Consider the following 17,571-nt stretch of genomic DNA (forward strand, 5'->3'; position numbering starts at 1 on the left):
GCGAGGGCTCCACGGAGAATGACCAATGACCTACCAGACCATCAATCCATATACGGGGGAGACACTCGCCTCGTTTCCCGATGCCAGTGATGACGAGGTGCGCGCGGCGATCACTGCCGCGCACGAGGCGTTTCTGGCCTGGCGACAGACATCCTTTGCCGAGCGCGGCCGGATTCTGCAGGCCGCGGCCGACATTCTGCGCCGGGACAGCGACGCCTATGCCCGCCTGCTGACCTTGGAAATGGGCAAGCTGTTCGGCGAAGCCAAGGCCGAGGTCGAGCTGTCGGCGAAGATCCTCGAATATTACACCCGCCATGCCGAGGCGCTGCTGGCTCCGGAGAAGCTGCCGGTGCTCGATCCGGCCGAAGGCGAGGCCGTTCTGGTCTGCGAGCCGCTCGGAGTTCTGCTGGCGATCGAGCCGTGGAATTTTCCCTACTATCAGATTGCACGCATCCTCGCGCCGCAACTGTCGGCCGGCAACACGCTGCTGCTGAAGCATGCCTCGAACGTCCCGCAATCGGCGGCTGCGTTCGAGAAGCTGATGGCCGAGGCCGGATTGCCGCGGGGCGCGTTCAAGAACCTCTACGCCACCCGGTCGCAGGTCGAGCTGATCCTCAATGACGACAGGGTTCACGGCGTGGCGCTCACGGGCTCGGAGGGCGCGGGATCGGTGGTGGCTGCGCAGGCCGGCAAGGCGTTGAAGAAGTCGACGATGGAGCTCGGCGGCGCCGACGCCTTCATCGTGCTCGCGGATGCCGATCTTGAGAAGACCACGCGGTGGGCGGTGTTCGGCCGCCACTGGAACGGCGGCCAGGTCTGCGTCTCGTCCAAGCGCATGATCATCGTCGATCCCGTCTATGACGAATTTCTCAGCCGCTATCGCAAGGGTGTCGCGGGTCTCGTCGCCGGCGATCCGCTCGATCCGAAAACGACCCTGGCGCCGCTGTCGTCGCAGGGGGCGGCGGACGAGGTGAAGGAGAAGATCCGCGCCGCCGTCCAGCTGGGGGCGAAGGCGGAGGAGGTCGGTCCTCCCGTGCCCAATCGCGGCGCTTTCGTGCAGCCCACGATCCTCACCGATGTCGGTGACGACAATCCGGCGCGTCATTGGGAGTTCTTCGGGCCGGTGTCCATGTTGTTCCGGGCCAAGAACGAGGACGATGCCGTTCGCATTGCCAACGACTCACCGTTCGGTCTCGGGGGATCGGTGTTCACCGGAAATCCGGCCCACGGAGTCGAGGTCGCCAAACGGATCTCGACCGGCATGGTGTTCGTGAACCATCCGACCAAGGTCGAGGCCGATCTGCCGTTCGGAGGTATCAGGCGATCCGGCTATGGCCGTGAGCTGATCGGGCTTGGCTTGAAGGAGTTCGTCAATCACAAGCTGATCGACGTGGTCGACATCGACGCGCACTTCTGAGTGCCGTCTTTCGAAGGTCGTGGCCGCATGGGGCCGCGACCTTCGTGAGGCCGGCGCTCAGGGCGCCGGGATCGAGAGCAGGCTGGAGATGCTGCGGCCGCGGATGTCGTAGACCCGGGCGAACACGACGTCGTCGCGCTTGATCTCGACCATCACGGGGGCGGTCAGTCCCTTGCAGTAGAACTCGCCGAGCGTCATGGCGAAGTCCGCCGCATGGCTGTCCCAGCCGATGGTGAAGTCCGGGCCGAGCGCGACCTGGGCCGGGCGCTGCGGACCGCAAACGGCGACCTTCCATTTGTGCCCGATCGGCGGCACCTCCTGGCGTTCGTCGAGCTGCTCCTTGAGCCCGTCCGAGGCCTGCTTCAGCGCCAGGCCCCAATAGTCGAGCATGAAGCGCGTATCGGCTTCGCGCACGGTGCCGGCGATGTAGTTGAAGTGGGTGTATTGATAGGGGTGCAGCCGGATCATCTCGGCCAGCGGCAGCAGCAGGCCGAAGCAGAAGGCGGCGATCGCGACCGGCTGCCAGCTGCGGCGCTCGTCATTGTTGAGCCACGACAACAGCCACGCGAAGGCGACGCCGCCGAGCAGCGCCATCGGCGGAATCACGAACACGAAGTGGCGGATGCCGTTGTACAGCGCCGGACGTTTGACGATCGCGATCAGGATCGGCAGCGTCGCCGCCAAGGTCAGCATCAGGAGGATGCTCTTCTGCCGCGCCGGCATGTCAGGCCGCGACAGCGACATCAGCGTGGCCACCACGCCGGCCACGAACAGCGCGATCATCAACTCGGGCAGCTGCAGCGCGAACAGGGTCGGCAGATACGACCACGGCATGTCCGGCACCGACACCAGCGCGCCGTCGAACATCTCCTTCCACGGCTTCTCGAAGAAGTGCGAGAAGTAGGTCAGCGCGCGGAACGGATTGGCCGGCTCGATGATCGACCACGGCCAGATCAGGCCCATGATCAGATAGCCCAGGATGAGGCCGGGGATCAGCATGTAGAGCACGTTGGCGAAGCGTCGGACCGCCTCGCGGGCGCCCTGCGTGCGGTACTCCTCGACGAACAGCGGCATGAAACCGACGATGGCGTAGACCACCGCCATGCCGCCGAGGATGCGCGAGCCGATCGAGAAGCCGGCACCCAAACCGAGGATCAGGATGGTGCGCGGCGAGGGGTAGGGGTACTCGTCGGCCAAGCGCACGAGTCCCATCAGCAGCACCACCATGGCGACCGCGAAGGGGGCATCCTTCGGGTTCATGAACATGTGGCCGTAGAAGATCGGGCACAGCGCCAGCAGCAGCAGGGCGGCCAGGCCGGCCACCGCGCCGCCGATCCGCCGCGCCAGGCGCCAGGTCACGGCGAGGCCGATGAGGCCGACGATCGCGCCGACCAGCCGGCGTGTCTCGAACAATTCCAGCGGCAGGATCTTGTGCAGCAGGGCTGCAACCATGTCGAACCCGCCGCCGTACATATAGAGATTGGCGAACGACAGTGCCGCCTGGTCCCTGAAACCGGAACCGTACATGCGCAGCAACAGATCGGCGTATTCGGCGTGGGTGTAGTCATCCCAGCCGAGGCCATAATCGCGGAATGTCAGTCCGGCCACCACCGCGACGGCGGCGAGCGCGAACATGGCAAGATCGTCACAAGTCCGCTCGAGGGTCCGCCGCGTCGGCGTCTCGAGGACCGAAGTGGTTATCGATGTCATGGCTGAGTGTGACCCGGCGTCCCCTAACGACCCCGCTTCCGCGCTTCAGGCTGTGTTCCCCGGCTGCGTATAGCGCGTCCCGGTTTCCGAGGTGTTGGAAATATGAACGTCACGCTTCCATCGCAGTGCGGCAGGAGCCCGAATTTCGGCTGCTTGGCGCCATATTGGCACAGTGACATGAACGCGTCCTGAACCATGGGCCTCGGGACAAACCCGGAGGAACCCTAGCCGGTTCCGTGGGTTGGCGGGGCGGAATGTGGCGCCATCGTGGCGGGTGAGGCCCCGCGATCGGGGTGAGACAATGGTCTAGCCGAAGTTCTGCTGCAAATTGTCGCGGATTTCGACTAGAACCAGCCGGGGACGCGGGGGCAACCGCTGCTAGCTAGTGTGATATCGGTCGGGACGCCGTCCGGAACCGACGCATTAGGGGATAGGTTCGAATGATGAGTGCTATGTTGGCCGCTGGGGCCCTGGCCGTGCTGGCGGGGCTCGGAGCGATCGCCTGGGGAATTCCGGTCAAGGAGTTCAGTGTCGGCAACACGCTGATCCTGTCGGGCACCCTCGGCGTCTGCAGCGGGCTCATCCTGTTCGGCCTGTCGGCCGTGCTGAGCGAGCTGAAGGTCATTTCTCACCGGCTGCGGACGCGCAATCCGTCCGAGACCGAGGCCAGGACGCTGCAATTGCCGGGCGCTCTGACCAAGCCTGAGCTCGACACGCCGCCGGTCCCGCCGTCCGAGGACATGTGGCGCGAGGGCGGTTCGCCGCGGCCGAGGCCGCGGATGCCGGACCTTTCGGGACCTTTGTCGTCTGCGCCGCTGTCGCCGCCTCCGATGTCGTCGGCTCTGTCGGCGACACTGCGCGCCGCGAGCGTGGAGGAGGACGCGGACGAGCCGCCGGCGCAGCCCGCCGAACGGCCCAGGCGCAACCTGCTGTTCGCCTCGAGCTCGCGACGCGAGCGGGAGCGTGCGGACAAACGCGCCGCAGAGCCGATGCCGACGGATTTCCGCTCGCCGTCGCTCAGCGAGCCGCCTGCCATGCCGATCGATGAGCCCGCGCCGGAGCCTGCTCCGCCAGCTCTCGACGACAACTGGTCGCGACCCGAGCGGACGCGCGCCTCGGACTCCTTGCGGCCGCCATTCCCGCGCCGCCTGACGCGCGCTGCGCCGGCCTTTGTGGAGCCTGAGCCCGCACCGGTACCTGAGCCGCAGGAAACGGAGGCGCCGGCAGCGAGCATCATCAAGTCGGGCGTGGTCGACGGAATGGCCTATTCGCTCTATTCCGACGGCTCGATCGAAGCCCAGATGCCCGAGGGCATGATGCGCTTCGCCTCGATCGACGAGCTGCGCACCCATCTGGAAGGTCGCGCCTGACGCACGTCAGGGTGCTTAGACTGGCATATCGGACACAGTACTGAGGCGAGGACAGACTTCTCAAGAAGAAGTCCTCACCTTATTGTCATTTTGCCAGTCATTCGCCCATATTGCTTGGAGAATTGACAGACGACGCCGGGCACTCGCACGGGTGATACTTGCGAGTGAAAGTCAGTGCGCGACAGGGGGAGTTGGGGTTTCCATGACCGAAGGGGCCGGCAAGAGCTTTATCGATCTGACGGCCGACATCGTGTCGGCCTATCTCAGCAACAATCCGACGCCAGCGGCCGAGATCCCCTCGCTGATCAGCCAGGTGCATGCGGCGCTGACCCGCGTGGCCGCCGGACGCAGCGAGCCGGCGCCTGAGCCGGCGCGGCCCGCCGTGCCCGTGAAGAAGTCGATCCATCCGGACTATCTGGTCTGCCTCGAGGACGGCAAGCGCTTCAAATCGCTGCGCCGGCACCTGCGCACGCAGTACAACATGACGCCGGAGCAATATCGGGACAAATGGAACCTGCCGCCCGACTACCCCATGGTGGCACCGAACTACGCGGTGACACGTTCGCAGCTCGCGAAGAAGATGGGCCTGGGCCAGCAGCGTCCCGAGCGCGAGAAGTAGCTGAAGAGATCAGGACGCCGCTGCGAGCGCCTCGCGGGCGTCCGAGCGGATGCGTTCGACCATCGAGCGCAGGCCGTTGGAACGCTGCGGCGTGAGGTGCTCGCGGAACCCGAGCTCATCGAACACGGCAGGCGCATCGATGGTCAGGATTTCCTGCGGCGTGCGCCCGGAATACAGCGTCAGCAGGATCGCGATCAGGCCGCGCACGATGTGCGCGTCGCTGTCGCCGAGATATTTCAGCACCGGAACGGCGCCGCTGTGATCAGGATGTTTGGACAGCCAGACCTGGCTTGCGCAGCCCTGAACCTTGTTGGCGGCGGAGTGCTCGTCCTCCGGCATCGGCGCCAAGGTGCGGCCGAGCTCGATCACATAGCGGTAGCGGTCGTCCCAGTCGTCCAGCAGGGCGAAATTGTCGCGGATATCGTCGATCGTCATGATGCTCTTCAGTCCCGTCCGAGCCCCTCATATAGGCGTTCGGCGCGACGAAAGCGACAGCCGGTTCCGGCCATCAGGGCGTCGGCGGCAGCTGCCACTCGGTGCTGAGGTCGTCCGCGGAGAGCGTGTCGGCAGGAGCCTCGTTGGCGGGAACCTGCTCGGGGATTGCGGCGTCGATCGAGCCGGTATGGTCGTTGCGGCGCTTGTCGAGGCTGGCCGGCTTCACCGGACCGATGAACTTGTCGGCGGCGCTCGGCTTCTCGGCTGTCTCGGGCTTGTCCGTGATGATCTGATAGATCTTGCGCGCGCCTTCCTCGGCGCGGTGGCCGATCACCGTGGCGGCCTGGCCGCCGACCTCGCAGGCCTGTGGCTGGCGCTTGCAGAACTGGCTCATGTCGGAGACGGCCGCGGTCGCGGCCTGCACGGCTTCGTGCGCATTGATCTGCGGCAGCTTGTCGGTGTCAGGACTCTTCTCGCGCGGCAGCAGCACCAGCACGAGCCCGAGCCAGAATGCCATGCGAAGCAGAAAGAACATCACGCAACCCCGACCGTGCTGCTGACCCCGCGTCCGTCCTCATTCGCGCAACCGGGATCGCACCTCTCTTGTTCTATGTCGCGACTGCTTGCTGTGGGCTTAATTGGTTGAGAATTAGCAAAGCGGACTCCCGAACTTTTTTCGGCGTAAATTTTTGGTTGGCGCGAACCGCATGCGGCGTGCAACCGGCTGTAGATCGCCGCGCTTTCGCAACTGCAGGCGCGGCCTGAAACGATGCATTCACCATCCCGCCCGAATGCCGTGCCTGCCGCAGTCTGGCCCTTAGCGTTCGCTTAATGCGAGTCTGACACGGTGGCCTTCGACGACAGGGGGCGTCCCGGCGCGTTCTCTCTCTTTGTTGAGAACGACCGACAGGCCGAGGCGCGAGAGCCGTGAGTGTGTTGAGTATCATCCGCGATTGTCTTGATGCGTTGCTGCATCCATCGGCTCGAACTGATGCGATGACGCGCGCGCGCCATCGCGCCTTCATCGCGCCACGGCTGCTCGGCAGCCTCGCCGCGTTCGCCGTGTTTCCCGCCTATCTGGCGATGCGCGGCGCACCGAGCGCGCTCGAGGTCGGCGCGCTGACCTGGCTGATCGCACCCATTCTGTTGTCCTGGTATCTGTCGCGCACCGGACGCTACGAGAGCGCCTGCGCGCTGTCGTCGTTGGCGCTGTCGGCTCTGATCATGGCGGTGTCGATCGAGACCGGCGGTATCGAATCCTTCGCCGCGGTGTGGCTGATCGTCGTGCCGCTGGAGGCTGCGTTCTCGGCCTCGCGCCGCGTCGTCGTGTTCTCTGCCGCGCTCGCACTGTCCTGCGCGCTGCTGTTGATCCTGATCGGCCATCTCGGCTGGCTGCCGAAGCCCGAGACGAACCCCGCCTTGCGGACCGCGCTGCTCGCCTTCGGCGTTGCCTCGGCCACGCTCTACGCGGCCGTGCTCGCCTTCGCCGCCGACACGCTCGCACGCACCAGCGTGACGTTGCTGTCGATGGAGGAGGAGCGTTATCGGCTGCTCGCGCGCAACATGAGCGATGTGATCTCGCGCCATCGCCGCAATGGCGCGGTCATGTTCATTTCTCCCGCGGCGGAGGCGCTGCTCGGAACACCGATGGCGCAACTCCATGGTCACGGCCTGTTCGAGCGCGTTCACGTCGCCGACCGGCCGGCCTATCTCACGGCGCTATCGCAGGCGGCCGGGGGCAGTGAAGCCTCGAGCGTCGAATTCCGGCTGCGGCGCGATGCGCCCGGCGAAGGCCGCGGCTCTCATCACGGCGCCGACTTCATCTGGGTCGAAATGCGCTGCCGGCCGCTCGACTATGCCGCTCAGACGCCGGCCGGGCCGGAGCATGAGGTGGTCGCGGTCATGCGTGACGTGACCGATCGCAAATTGCAGGAGCAGGCCCTCGAGCTGGCGCGAAGCGCAGCCGAGCGCGCCGACGCCGCCAAGACGCGATTCCTCGCGACGATGAGCCATGAGCTGCGTACCCCGCTCAACGCCATCATCGGCTTCTCGGAAATGCTGATGCAGGAGCAGGTGCTGGTGCTCAACGCGGCGAGGCGCCGCGAATACGCGCAGCTGATCAATGATTCCGGCCAGCATCTGTTGTCGGTCGTGAACGGCATCCTCGACATGTCGAAGATGGAGTCCGGCAATTTCGAGCTGACGCCGGAGCCGTTCGCGCCGCGTGCCGCGCTGTTCAACTGCTGCAATCTGCTGGCGCTGCGGGCGCGGGAAAACGGCGTCGATCTCTCGGCGGATGCGCCGCACGATCTGCCGCTCATCACCGGCGATCCGCGCGCCTTCAAGCAGATCGTGCTCAACCTCGTCTCCAACGCCATCAAGTTCACCGAGCGCGGCGGCCGCGTCGCGGTGTCCGCCGGTGTCGATGGCGCGCGGCTGCTGTTGCGAATCACCGACACCGGTGTCGGCATCGCCGCTGACGATCTCAAGCGCATCGGCGATCCATTCTTCCAGGCGGGCAAGACCTACCAGCGTCGTCACGAGGGAACCGGGCTCGGGCTTTCGATCGTCAAGAGCCTCGTGAACTTGCACGGCGGCGAAATGTCGATAGAAAGCAAGCTCGACGAGGGAACGACGGTCACGATCGCTCTGCCGATCAATTGCGTCGCCGAGGCGAGCACTGGCGCCACTGTCACGCCGCTGTCGCCCTCGCGGTCCGCCCAGGCCGGGCAGGTGATTCAGGTGAAGAAGAGTGCCTAGACGAGCTGCAGAGGATGATTCGGCGCCGCCGCGCCGCCGCAAGCGTGCTGCTGCCGCTGCCGCGGTGGTCGAAGCTGCCGACGAGCGCGGATTTCTGATGCGCGCCATGCTCTACAGCCCCAAGGATCTCCTGGCTGGTCTTTTGGCCTGCGCAGCGGCCAGCGCGATCATCGTCAACGCCGTGTTCCTGCAATCGGGGCCGCATCCGGCGCCGATGTTCGGTTCCATCGTGACCATTCCGCCGGTCCTCACCAGTTCCAATCCGATGCCGCGCCCACGGCCGGCGGAGGCGATCTCGCCGTTCGATCCGAAGGTGATCGAGACCCGGCCGCCTGAGACCCGCGCGACGGAGCCGAAGGTGCCCGAACAGCGAACGGCTGATGCGCGGACCGACCAGAAATACGCGGATCCCCTAGCTGATCTGGTCCGATCGGTCAGCGGCGGCCAAGGCAACACGCCGCGGCCGCAGCCCACGCAGCAGGGCGGCAATGCCCGCCGGGTCGCGGCCGTTCAGCGCGCGCTGACCGAATATGGCTATGGCCAGCTGAAGCCGACGGGCATGATCGGCTCCGACACGCAGACCGCGATCCAGAAGTTCGAACGCGAACGCAAGCTGCCGGTGACGGGCCAGGTGTCGGATCGCCTGGTGCGCGAGCTCGCAATTGTCATCGGTCACCCGATCGAATAGAGCAGGCCGGCGGCTGCGCTTGGCAGCACGCATTCACCTGGCTGAACCATCATGCGGTTGAAGACGAGCATCTGGGTCAGCGCCTATCTGCGCCGCTGCCAGTCGGCCGGCGTGTTCGGCGCCATCAGCCATCGCGGCGCGGAGGAGGCGGGCGCCGTCTTCATCAAGGTCGCGCTGATGGATCGGACCGCTCAGCTCTACGTTCCGGCGCCGCAGACCGTCTATGAGGACAGCCGGCCGTTCGAACGGCTGTTCGTTGCCGCCTCGCCGCAGCCGATGCCGGAGTTCGAGGTCGACGAACGGCTGCGCAAGGAGCTGCGTTTCGATCCCGACGCCTGGATCGTCGAGACCGAGGACAAGCAGGGCCGCCACTTTCTCGATCTCGCGCCGGAGCAGCTCTAGAGCATGATCCGGAAAACCGGAAACCGGTTCTCCGAAAAGATCATCTTCCAACACTAGCGCGCGTCAGCGTTTGAAGCCGTCCGTGCCGGTGCGCACGATCGGCTTGGCCGGCGAGGGCGTGCCGGTCCGCGCGCTGCCGCCGCGCACATGCTGCCGCTCATCGTCGTACAGCGCCGCGCGATGTTTCGCGCGCATCGCCGCGACGGCCGAGCCGCGCCACGCCGCCAGCATGACCAGCGCCGCGCGCTCGCTCAGGCGCTCGTAGAAGCGCGACAGCCGGAACACCGTCTGAACGGATTGGCCCATCTCGGGCTTCAGGAACAGCAGCACGCGCTCGAACACCGGCGCGGGCATGCCCAGCGCCTTCGCGGCGCAGGCGAGCGGCTCACCGCCTGAATCGTTCATCACCTCATGGGTGATGCGCGCGGGCAGGATCAGGCTCTCGCCGAGCTCGATGGTGAAAGTCTCGACGTCGGCGTTGAAGGCGGCCATCTCCAGTGCCTCGATCGCGTGCCGGGCGCGATGCTGCGGGATCGGCGCGGCCGGCTTCAGCGGCGCGGTGGCGAGGTTCTCCAGGATGGCGATACGCTCCTTCGAGGCGGCGCGCAGGAACATCTCGCTGAGCTCGGCCGCGTCCTTCGGCTGCATCGCGAGCCCTGCAGGCGCAGCCTCGCCGCGCGCGGGCGCCTGGGGGCGAAGGGCAGGCGGGATCAAACCGGCGAGCGGCAGCATCGCTTCGTCCTGCGCAGGACGCAGCCCGAGCCTTCTCAGGATCTCGATCGGTGTGCCCGGATAGATCGCAAGACGCGCACGAACAGCCGCGCGGGTCGTGTCGTCGACATCGTCGATGAGCCGCGACACCAGCTCGACGAATTGCCGCTCCTCATCGGCCGAATGCGTGCTCGCCTGGACGTAGAGGTCGGTCAGCACGCGCAGCAAGGTCGGCTTGATGTCGACGCCTTCGCGACGCGAGAGCGTCAACAGCCCGTCGAAGCCGGGAAACAGCGATGATCTTGTCATGTCGGGTACGCAACTTCGGCAATCGTTGCGCCGATTAGACTCCAGTTGTTTTAATGGGCCGTTAAGGAAAACAATCGGTGAAGATCGGCCGAATTTTCCCGGTGAGACAAAGGCGCAACGCCAGCGTGCCATTTGCGCGACGTCTGCACGCGATCCGTGTTCCATGGCGCTGCATTAAGATCCTCTTAACCACGTCCTGATCTTAATCGACCCGTTCGATGATCTCGCCTTGGCCTCGTCACGCCGCCGGCCTGATCTTCGCCGCGTTGGATGCCGCGTCGTCTGTCAGTGCGCTGGGCATTCGTGATCGTCAGTTTTGCGTGCTCTCTTGCCTGCGAAGTTCGGGCAACGGGGAGTTGGGGGGTAAGAACTTCGGGCACGAAAGAGAGTAGACATGGCGACCATCATTGAATTTCCGGCGGACATTGCGCGTCGCGCGCGGCCTGCCGTGACCGGCGCGCCGCAGGAGGGCATGGGAACGATCCTGATTCTTCCCGTCGTTCGGATCGAGCGCGAGAGCACGACCGACGATCGCGACCCCCGCGAGGGCGCCGCTCCGAGCCGACGCCGACGTCGCCGCTGACCTCAGGGGAATGGGAATGCCGGACGTGATGGTTCGGGTCCGGCGAGCCGCTCCGGCCGTCGCACTCATTCTTTCCAGCGGACTGCTCTGCGCCTGCAGCGGCGGCGATTTCGGCCGCACCCGCGCCGACATGCGCAACGACGACATGCACAAATGGATCGGGGCGGAAGCCACCGCCAGCGTGGGCGTCGCGCCATCGCAGTTCCAGCTGACCGACAACGAACGCCAGCTGCGCGATCTCGCTTATCCGCTGATCGAGCCGCCGCATTCGCGTCCCGCCTGGAAGGCCGTGTTCGGCGACTATCAGCCGTCGGCCTCGCCGTGGCGCCAGAAGGTCGTGTTCGATCGCACCGCCTATGGCCGCGCCCTGATCGACGAGCCGCACCGCTCGCATGCCTCGCGTTATGCGCAACTGACCGACGACGTCCGCGACGACCTCACGCGTTTCGAGCCGTTCTTTGCATCCGCCATCCGCGTGATCGATCTCGATCGCAAGCGCGACGCCAGCATGAAATTCATGACCGAGCTGTCGCCGCGCGAAAAGGCCGACGCGGTCGCCCGCATGCAGGAGAACTCGCTGATCGTGCAATGGGTGCAGATCTGCCTGGAGCAGCGCGTCTCGTCCTACCGCTGGGCCCTGGAGCGCCTGGTGCTGCAGGCGCCGGACGGAATGGCCGCCGAGGCCGATCGCCTGATCAATGAGCTTGCCGCCCAGACCGCCAATCCGCCGGTCGCCGCGCGTCCCTACATCCAGCGGCCGCTGACGACTCGTGGATGATTGCAGGCCTATTGGCAGTCACTCCGGCCTGAGCAGGCGGAAGGCCTCCTCGAGCAGATGCGGCGTGTGCTTGCCGGTCGCATCGCGACAGGCGCGCTCGAAATAGTCGTCGAGCGCCGGCCGGAAGCGTGGATGCGCCGTGTTCTCGATGATGACCCGCGCGCGCTGCTTCGGCGACAGGCCGCGGAGGTCGGCGAGCCCGCGCTCGGTCACCAGGATCTGCACGTCGTGCTCGGTGTGGTCGACATGCGTCACCATCGGCACGATGCAGGAGATGGTGCCGTTCTTGGCGGTCGACGGCGTCATGAAGATCGACAGATAGGCATTGCGGGCGAAGTCGCCGGAGCCGCCGATGCCGTTCATGATGCTGCTGCCGCGGACATGCGTGGAGTTGACGTTGCCGTAGATGTCGGCCTCGATCATGCCGTTCATCGCGATCACGCCGAGCCGCCGGATCACCTCGGGATGGTTGGAGATCTCCTGCGGCCGCAGCACGATGCGGTCGCGCAGGAATTCGATCTCGCGGTTGAACTCGATTGCGGCCTCCGAGCTCAACGACAACGCCGTCGCGGAGGCCAGATCCATCCGGCCGGAGCGGAGCAGGTTGAGCATGCCGTCCTGGAGGACCTCGGTGTAGGCGGTCAGATGCGGGAAGGGGCCTTCGTCGAGCCCGGCCATCACGGCATTGGCGACGTTGCCGACACCGGATTGCAGCGGCAGCAAATTGCGCGGTAGGCGGCCCTGCTTCACCTCGTGCGCGAAGAATTCGAGGATATGCCCGGCGATCGCGTTGGAGATCTCGTCCGGCGCGGCGAAGGTCGTGTTGCGGTCCGGTGCATGGGTTTCGACGATTGCGATCACCTTGTCCGGATCGCAGCGATAGGTGGTCTCGCCGATGCGGTCGCCCGGCGCCACGATCGGGATCGGCTTGCGGTGCGGCGGCAGGCGGGTGCCGTAATAGACGTCGTGCATGCCGAGCAGCGCCGGGTTCATCCACGAATTGACTTCGATGACGACGCGGTCTGCCAGATCGAGCCAGGTCTTGTTGTTACCGATCGAGGTCGATGGGATCAGCCGCCCGTCGGGCATGATGCCGGAGCATTCGATGACCGCGACGTCGAGATGGCCGAGAAAGCCGAACCACACGAACTGCGCGACATGGCTGAGATGGAGGTCGATGTAGTCGATGCTGCCGGCGTTGATGCGCTGGCGTGTGATCGGATCGGACTGATAGGGCAGGCGAAGGTCGATGCCGTTGGCCTTGGCGAGCGCGCCGTCGAGCTCGGGGGCGGTCGAGGCGCCGGTCCACACGCCGATGCGAAACGGCTCGCCGCGCCCATGCGCCGCTTCGATGCGGCGCGCCAGCGCCAGCGGCACGGCCTTCGGATAGCCGGAGCCGGTGAAGCCGCTCATGCCGACATGGCTGCCGGGCTTCACCAGCGCGGCGGCGTCGTCCGCCGACATGATCTTGGCGCGCAGCGCCTGCGACATCACTTGCGATGAACTCATTCTGCCAACTCCGTGCGCGATCGGTCAGACCGCAAGTCCCGCGCTGTTTAAGCTGGGCCTCCCGACGGCGGTTTGACAGGGGTCAAGGCCCGGCGTGCCTCTGTGCGGGTTACGGCCCTGCAAGGCAGGCGCGACGCAGCTCCCGGACCTTGGCGGCGCGCAGACGCTCGCTCAGCAGGTTGGCCTTGCTGTAGCGGGGATCGCCGGTGACCTCGTCGCCGACCCAGTCTGGCAGCGTCACGACCGCCGTTTCGCTCGCCAGCTCGATCTCGGCGATGACGATGCCTTCGAGTTCGCCGTGATAGACGTCGACCTCCCAGATGCCGCTCTCGCCCGGCACATAGTGGCGCGTCTTCTCCATGATGCGCCCTTCGCAATGCGCGAAGATCGCCTCCGCATGATCGCGCGGGATGTCGTATTCGAACTCTTCGCGGGACAGCCCGCGCCGGCCGCTCTTCACGCAGAGCGTCGTTCGATTGCCGTAGCAGCGCACGCGAACCTTGAGGCCGTCCTGACGCGCGACGAGACCGTCGCGAAGGTGCTCATTGTGTGTCGCCTGATCCCGCCAGGAGTCGGTCCTGACGAGAAACTTCCGTTCGATTTCGAGGGGCATGACCTGATGTTGAGCGAAGCGCCGCCGTCCTGAACCATCATAGCAACGGAGCGCGACGAACACTATGCCACGAAGGATGAAGAGCGCGTTGTTGAATTGATCGAAGGTCGCTTAACGACTTACCATTCAGCGTTTGCCGCGCGGCTTTTCAGCCTTGGCAGGCGCCTCCGCCTGCACGCCGCAGGTGGCCGACGCAAGGGAGGCCTGCGCCTGGGGCATGAGGCCGGGTTCGGCTGCGAGCGCCTTCAACACGATCAGTCCCGTCGTCGTCGGCGAATCGATGATCAGCCGGTCGGCGGCGGTCACTTCTTCGTCCTCGGGCAGATCCTCGTGCTGGGCTTCGGTCATCAGGTCGAGCTCGATGACGCGCTTGCCCGCCGAACGGTCGTTGATGGCGTAATAGGCGATCTCGTTGCGCGTGTAGAACGACACCGACGTGTAGGCCTGGCTCACGGGCACCGTCAGCTTGATCGGCCCGTCCGAGAGGTCGTAGCGGCAGATCGCCATCGCGAAGGCCGGATCCATGAACGGCATCGGCGAGTTGTTGGGATCGGCCAGCGGCAGCGGCGTGACGGCGTTGAGCTTGGTCATCGGCGTCAGCCGCGAATAGGCGTCCTGGGTCGAGATGCGCGGCAACGCCAACACGCTGACGAGATGGACCACGCCGCCGAGCAGAACGCCGACCAGGATCGTGAACAGCAGCCGGATCATGACGGGCAGCCCACGGTGGTGATCGAGGGCATCGGCGCGTCGCGCTGGGTGCGCGTCGCGACTCCGACCGGCGTGTCGTAGAGCCGCAGCATCAGCGAATAGCGCTCGATGCCGCCGGTCGGCAGCCAGTTGCCGGCGCGCGAGCGCGCGGCGACCCGGATCTCGAACGAGCCGTCAGCGCCGCGCACCAGCTCCTGGCTGGTGAAGCCGTAGCGCTGCAGCGTGTTGGCGACGAGATGGCCTTTGCGATCATACAGCGTGATCGTCCAGAAGCGCGCCGGCGGCGTCACGCCGCTGACCAGGATGTCGCAGCGGCCATCGAGCGGCTTCTTCGTGTCGTCGCTGGTGGCGGTGAAGGCGACACCGTCGCCGGTGCCGATCGGCAGCTCGCCGTTGCGGGTGATGGTCGCGCGCGCATAGGGGTCGACATCGGCGGTGCCGGTCTTCGGACGCGCGGTCCAGGCGCCGATCGTCAGCGTGCCGAACTCGGTGCCGCGGGTGGTGGTGATCCAGGTCGCGCCGACGCCGACGCCGGTGGCGATCAGCAGCGCGAGCAAGGTGATGAAGAGCAGCCGCACGGGAATTCGCTGTCGTCAGTTCTTGCGCAAGGCAGGGGTGGTCACGCTGTCGGCTGTCGCCGTGGCGTAGTTCTCAGGGAAGGCGAGCGCGCTGGAGGAGACCGGCTTGCCGGCCTTCTTCGGATCGGCAGGCGCTGCCTTTTCAGCGACGCGCGCGGCATCGTCCAGCATCTTCTCGACCTGGACCAGCACCTCGGCGCCGCGTCGCGTCAGGATCGGCGGCGGACCCGGCTTGATCTCCAGCGTTTTCGGCTGGCCGGCCTGGGCCATCGCCGCGGATGGCGGCTGCGGCAGCTTCTCGCCCATGCCGACGCCCGGCAATTCCTTGACCTCGACGCCCTGATGCGCGGCCAGCATGATGTCGTGCCACGTCTGCGCCGGCAGCGATCCGCCGGTCATGCGGTTGGTCGGAGAGTAGTCGTCGTTGCCGTACCAGACCGCGCAGGTGAAGTTGCCAGTGTAGCCGACGAACCAGGCGTCGCGATAGGCATTGGTGGTGCCGGTCTTGCCGGCGGTCGGGATGCCGTCGAGCGCGGCGCGCCGCGCGGTGCCTTCGCTGACGACGTGGCTCATCATGCCCGCCATGTCGGCGGCGACGGAGGCGGGGATCGCTTGCTTCGGCTTCGGACCGTCGCGGTCCCAGCGCCACACCAGGTCGCCGGCGCCGGTACGCACCTCGAGCACGGAGTGCGGCGTCACCGCCTTGCCCTTGTTCGGGAAGGTCGCATAGGCAACGGCATGCTCCAGCACGGTCACCTCGTCCGAGCCGATCGGCATTGACGGCGTATCGGGCAGCGGCGCCTTGAGGCCGAAACGACGGGCGACATCGACGATCTTGGCGCGGCCGGCCTTCGGGCCGTCCTTGCCGCCGAGCGCGATCGACAGCTTCACCGGCACGACGTTGATGGACCGCGTGATCGCCTGGGTGAGGGTCACCGAGCCGGAATAGGAGTGGCCATAATTCTGCGGGCACCAATTGCCGATGCAGACGGGCCCGTCGACCACGATCGAGGTCGGCTTGAAGCCGTTGAGCAGGGCGGTGGTGTAGACATATGGCTTGAACGACGAGCCCGGCTGCCGGTAGGCGTCGGTGGCGCGGTTGAACTGGCTGGCGCCGTAGTCGCGGCCGCCGACCATGGCGCGGATGCCGCCATCGAGGTCGGACACGACGGTCGCGGCCTGGGTGGCGTGATAGTCGCGGCCGAACTGGCGCAGCTGGTTCTCGATCGCCTCATCCGCCGCGTGCTGCACGGTCATGTCGATCGAGGTCCGGACCACGAACACGCGCTCGGTGTAGGACTTCGGAAACGTGTCGACCAGCTTGCGCATCTCGTCGAAGGCATAGTCGAGGAAGTAGTTGGGCGAGCTCTCGTCACGGCGGTCGACCGCGAAAGCCGGATTGCGGCGGGCGCCGAACACCTGGCCCTCGGTCATGAAGCCGGCGTCCACGAGATTGTCGAGCACGACGTTGGCGCGGGCACGCGCCGCGGGCAGGTTGATGTGGGGGGCGAACTTGGTCGGCGCCTTGAACAGGCCGGCCAGCATCGCCGCTTCCGACAGGTTGATGTCGCGCACCGACTTGTTGAAATAGAAATGCGCCGCGCCGTCGACGCCGAAGGTACCGCCGCCCATATAGGCGCGGTCGAGATAGAGCTTGAGGATCTCGTTCTTGGTCAGGCGGGTCTCGAGCCAGATGGCCAGGAACGCCTCGTTGACCTTGCGCTCGATGGTGCGCTCGTTCGACAGGAACAGGTTCTTGGCGAGCTGCTGGCTGATCGAGGAGCCGCCTTGGCGGACGCCGCCAGCCTGGGCATTGGTGACGAGTGCGCGGGCAAGGCCGGGGAAGTCGATGCCGAAATGATCGTAGAAGCGGCGGTCCTCGGTCGCGAGCGTCGCCTTGATCAGATTGTCCGGAAAGTCTTCCAGCGGGATCGAGTCGTTGTGCTTGATGCCGCGGCTGCCGATCGGGTTGCCGTAACGATCGAGGAAGGTGACGGCGAGGTCGGACTTCTTCAGCCAGTCCTCGTCGGCCGTCTCCCGGAAGGCGGGGATGGCCAGCGCCAGCATCAGTACCAGGCCGCCGAGGCCGATCGTGGCCGCTTCCGACAGCGGCTCGACGAACACCCAGCGCTTCCAGCCGCCGACATAGAAGCGGTCCATGAACGCCGAGTAGCGCTCGTAGAGTTCGCGGGTGCCGCGCAGCGAGGAGAACAGCGCCGAATCGAATCGGGCGTCGAGATCCAGGCGGAAATTGTTGATCCGCTTCTTCCAATCGTCTGGAATGATCTGCCGCACGGGAACCCTGGTCGTTTCGAAAGCGTGTCAGCGGGCTTCGAAAGCACTCAGCAAGCCGGCTGGAGCCTTCGAAGGGTCTTGCG

At 66.0% G+C, this 17,571-nt stretch carries 17 protein-coding genes; 8 read left to right on the forward strand and 9 right to left on the reverse strand.

The window, feature by feature from the left end:
- Positions 1-25: 25 nt before the first annotated feature.
- A complete protein-coding gene (locus NLR35_RS04090) occupies positions 26-1,417 on the forward strand; it encodes an NAD-dependent succinate-semialdehyde dehydrogenase (protein WP_257165291.1) in 1,392 nt (463 codons plus the stop codon).
- 57 nt (positions 1,418-1,474) lie between these two features.
- On the opposite strand, the gene NLR35_RS04095 is transcribed toward NLR35_RS04090, so the two are convergent.
- Entirely contained in the window at positions 1,475-3,127 is a 1,653-nt protein-coding gene (locus NLR35_RS04095; RefSeq protein WP_257165292.1) for a glycosyltransferase family 39 protein, read from the reverse strand.
- 440 nt (positions 3,128-3,567) lie between these two features.
- Between NLR35_RS04095 and NLR35_RS04100 the strand changes: the two genes are divergently transcribed.
- Together NLR35_RS04100 and NLR35_RS04105 are read left to right on the forward strand one after the other, a co-directional pair.
- Positions 3,568-4,497 (forward strand): hypothetical protein, encoded by a 930-nt coding sequence (locus tag NLR35_RS04100; RefSeq protein WP_257165293.1) that lies wholly within the window; start codon positions 3,568-3,570, stop codon positions 4,495-4,497.
- A gap of 202 nt (positions 4,498-4,699) precedes the next feature.
- Positions 4,700-5,116 (forward strand): MucR family transcriptional regulator, encoded by a 417-nt coding sequence (locus tag NLR35_RS04105; RefSeq protein WP_006614570.1) that lies wholly within the window; start codon positions 4,700-4,702, stop codon positions 5,114-5,116.
- A 9-nt stretch (positions 5,117-5,125) separates the two neighbouring features.
- Here NLR35_RS04105 and NLR35_RS04110 read toward each other — a convergent pair whose 3' ends face one another.
- Positions 5,126-5,551, reverse strand: a complete 426-nt coding sequence (locus NLR35_RS04110; protein WP_257165294.1) for a SufE family protein — start codon at positions 5,549-5,551, stop codon at positions 5,126-5,128.
- A gap of 73 nt (positions 5,552-5,624) precedes the next feature.
- A complete protein-coding gene (locus tag NLR35_RS04115) occupies positions 5,625-6,086 on the reverse strand; it encodes a DUF5330 domain-containing protein (RefSeq protein WP_257165295.1) in 462 nt (153 codons plus the stop codon).
- 461 nt (positions 6,087-6,547) lie between these two features.
- On the opposite strand from NLR35_RS04115, the gene NLR35_RS04120 reads away from it, so the two are divergent.
- The 3 genes from NLR35_RS04120 to NLR35_RS04130 are packed head-to-tail and all read left to right on the forward strand — an operon-like array spanning position 6,548 to position 9,401.
- On the forward strand, positions 6,548-8,311 hold the full coding sequence (locus tag NLR35_RS04120) for an ATP-binding protein (RefSeq protein ID WP_257165296.1): 1,764 nt from the start codon (positions 6,548-6,550) through the stop codon (positions 8,309-8,311).
- Entirely contained in the window at positions 8,304-8,999 is a 696-nt protein-coding gene (locus NLR35_RS04125) for a peptidoglycan-binding domain-containing protein (RefSeq protein WP_257165297.1), read from the forward strand. The genes NLR35_RS04120 and NLR35_RS04125 overlap by 8 nt, the downstream gene beginning before the upstream one ends.
- 51 nt (positions 9,000-9,050) lie before the next feature.
- Entirely contained in the window at positions 9,051-9,401 is a 351-nt protein-coding gene (locus tag NLR35_RS04130) for a DUF1491 family protein (protein ID WP_257165298.1), read from the forward strand.
- Positions 9,402-9,464: 63 nt separating this feature from the next.
- Here the strand turns inward: NLR35_RS04130 and NLR35_RS04135 are convergent, their stop codons facing one another.
- Positions 9,465-10,421: a DUF2336 domain-containing protein gene (locus tag NLR35_RS04135; protein WP_257165299.1), complete on the reverse strand. Its 957-nt coding sequence runs from the start codon at positions 10,419-10,421 to the stop codon at positions 9,465-9,467.
- Between the two features lie 394 nt (positions 10,422-10,815).
- Here NLR35_RS04135 and NLR35_RS04140 point away from each other — a divergent pair, with 394 nt between their 5' ends.
- Positions 10,816-11,004 carry a hypothetical protein gene (locus NLR35_RS04140; protein WP_257165300.1) on the forward strand — a complete coding sequence of 63 codons (189 nt, stop codon included), beginning with the start codon at positions 10,816-10,818 and terminating at the stop codon, positions 11,002-11,004.
- A 28-nt stretch (positions 11,005-11,032) separates the two neighbouring features.
- Positions 11,033-11,782, forward strand: coding sequence for a hypothetical protein (locus NLR35_RS04145; RefSeq protein WP_374940789.1), 750 nt, complete (start codon positions 11,033-11,035; stop codon positions 11,780-11,782).
- A gap of 18 nt (positions 11,783-11,800) precedes the next feature.
- Here NLR35_RS04145 and NLR35_RS04150 read toward each other — a convergent pair whose 3' ends face one another.
- The 5 genes from NLR35_RS04150 to NLR35_RS04170 form a co-directional block, all read right to left on the reverse strand.
- Positions 11,801-13,291: an acetyl-CoA hydrolase/transferase family protein gene (locus NLR35_RS04150; RefSeq protein ID WP_257165302.1), complete on the reverse strand. Its 1,491-nt coding sequence runs from the start codon at positions 13,289-13,291 to the stop codon at positions 11,801-11,803.
- 109 nt (positions 13,292-13,400) lie between these two features.
- On the reverse strand, positions 13,401-13,904 hold the full coding sequence (locus NLR35_RS04155) for a CYTH domain-containing protein (RefSeq protein WP_257165303.1): 504 nt from the start codon (positions 13,902-13,904) through the stop codon (positions 13,401-13,403).
- Between the two features lie 126 nt (positions 13,905-14,030).
- A complete protein-coding gene (locus NLR35_RS04160) occupies positions 14,031-14,615 on the reverse strand; it encodes a DUF1254 domain-containing protein (RefSeq protein WP_006614559.1) in 585 nt (194 codons plus the stop codon).
- The gene (locus NLR35_RS04165; protein WP_257165304.1) at positions 14,612-15,193 is read right to left on the reverse strand and encodes a DUF1214 domain-containing protein; all 582 of its coding nucleotides are present in this window, start codon (positions 15,191-15,193) and stop codon (positions 14,612-14,614) included. The genes NLR35_RS04160 and NLR35_RS04165 overlap by 4 nt, the downstream gene beginning before the upstream one ends.
- A gap of 15 nt (positions 15,194-15,208) precedes the next feature.
- Complete coding sequence (locus tag NLR35_RS04170) at positions 15,209-17,488, reverse strand: PBP1A family penicillin-binding protein (RefSeq protein ID WP_257165305.1); 2,280 nt, start codon at positions 17,486-17,488, stop codon at positions 15,209-15,211.
- Between the last annotated feature and the right edge of the window lie 83 nt (positions 17,489-17,571).

Source organism: Bradyrhizobium sp. SRS-191 (genome assembly GCF_024586915.1).
Taxonomy (GTDB): domain Bacteria; phylum Pseudomonadota; class Alphaproteobacteria; order Rhizobiales; family Xanthobacteraceae; genus Bradyrhizobium.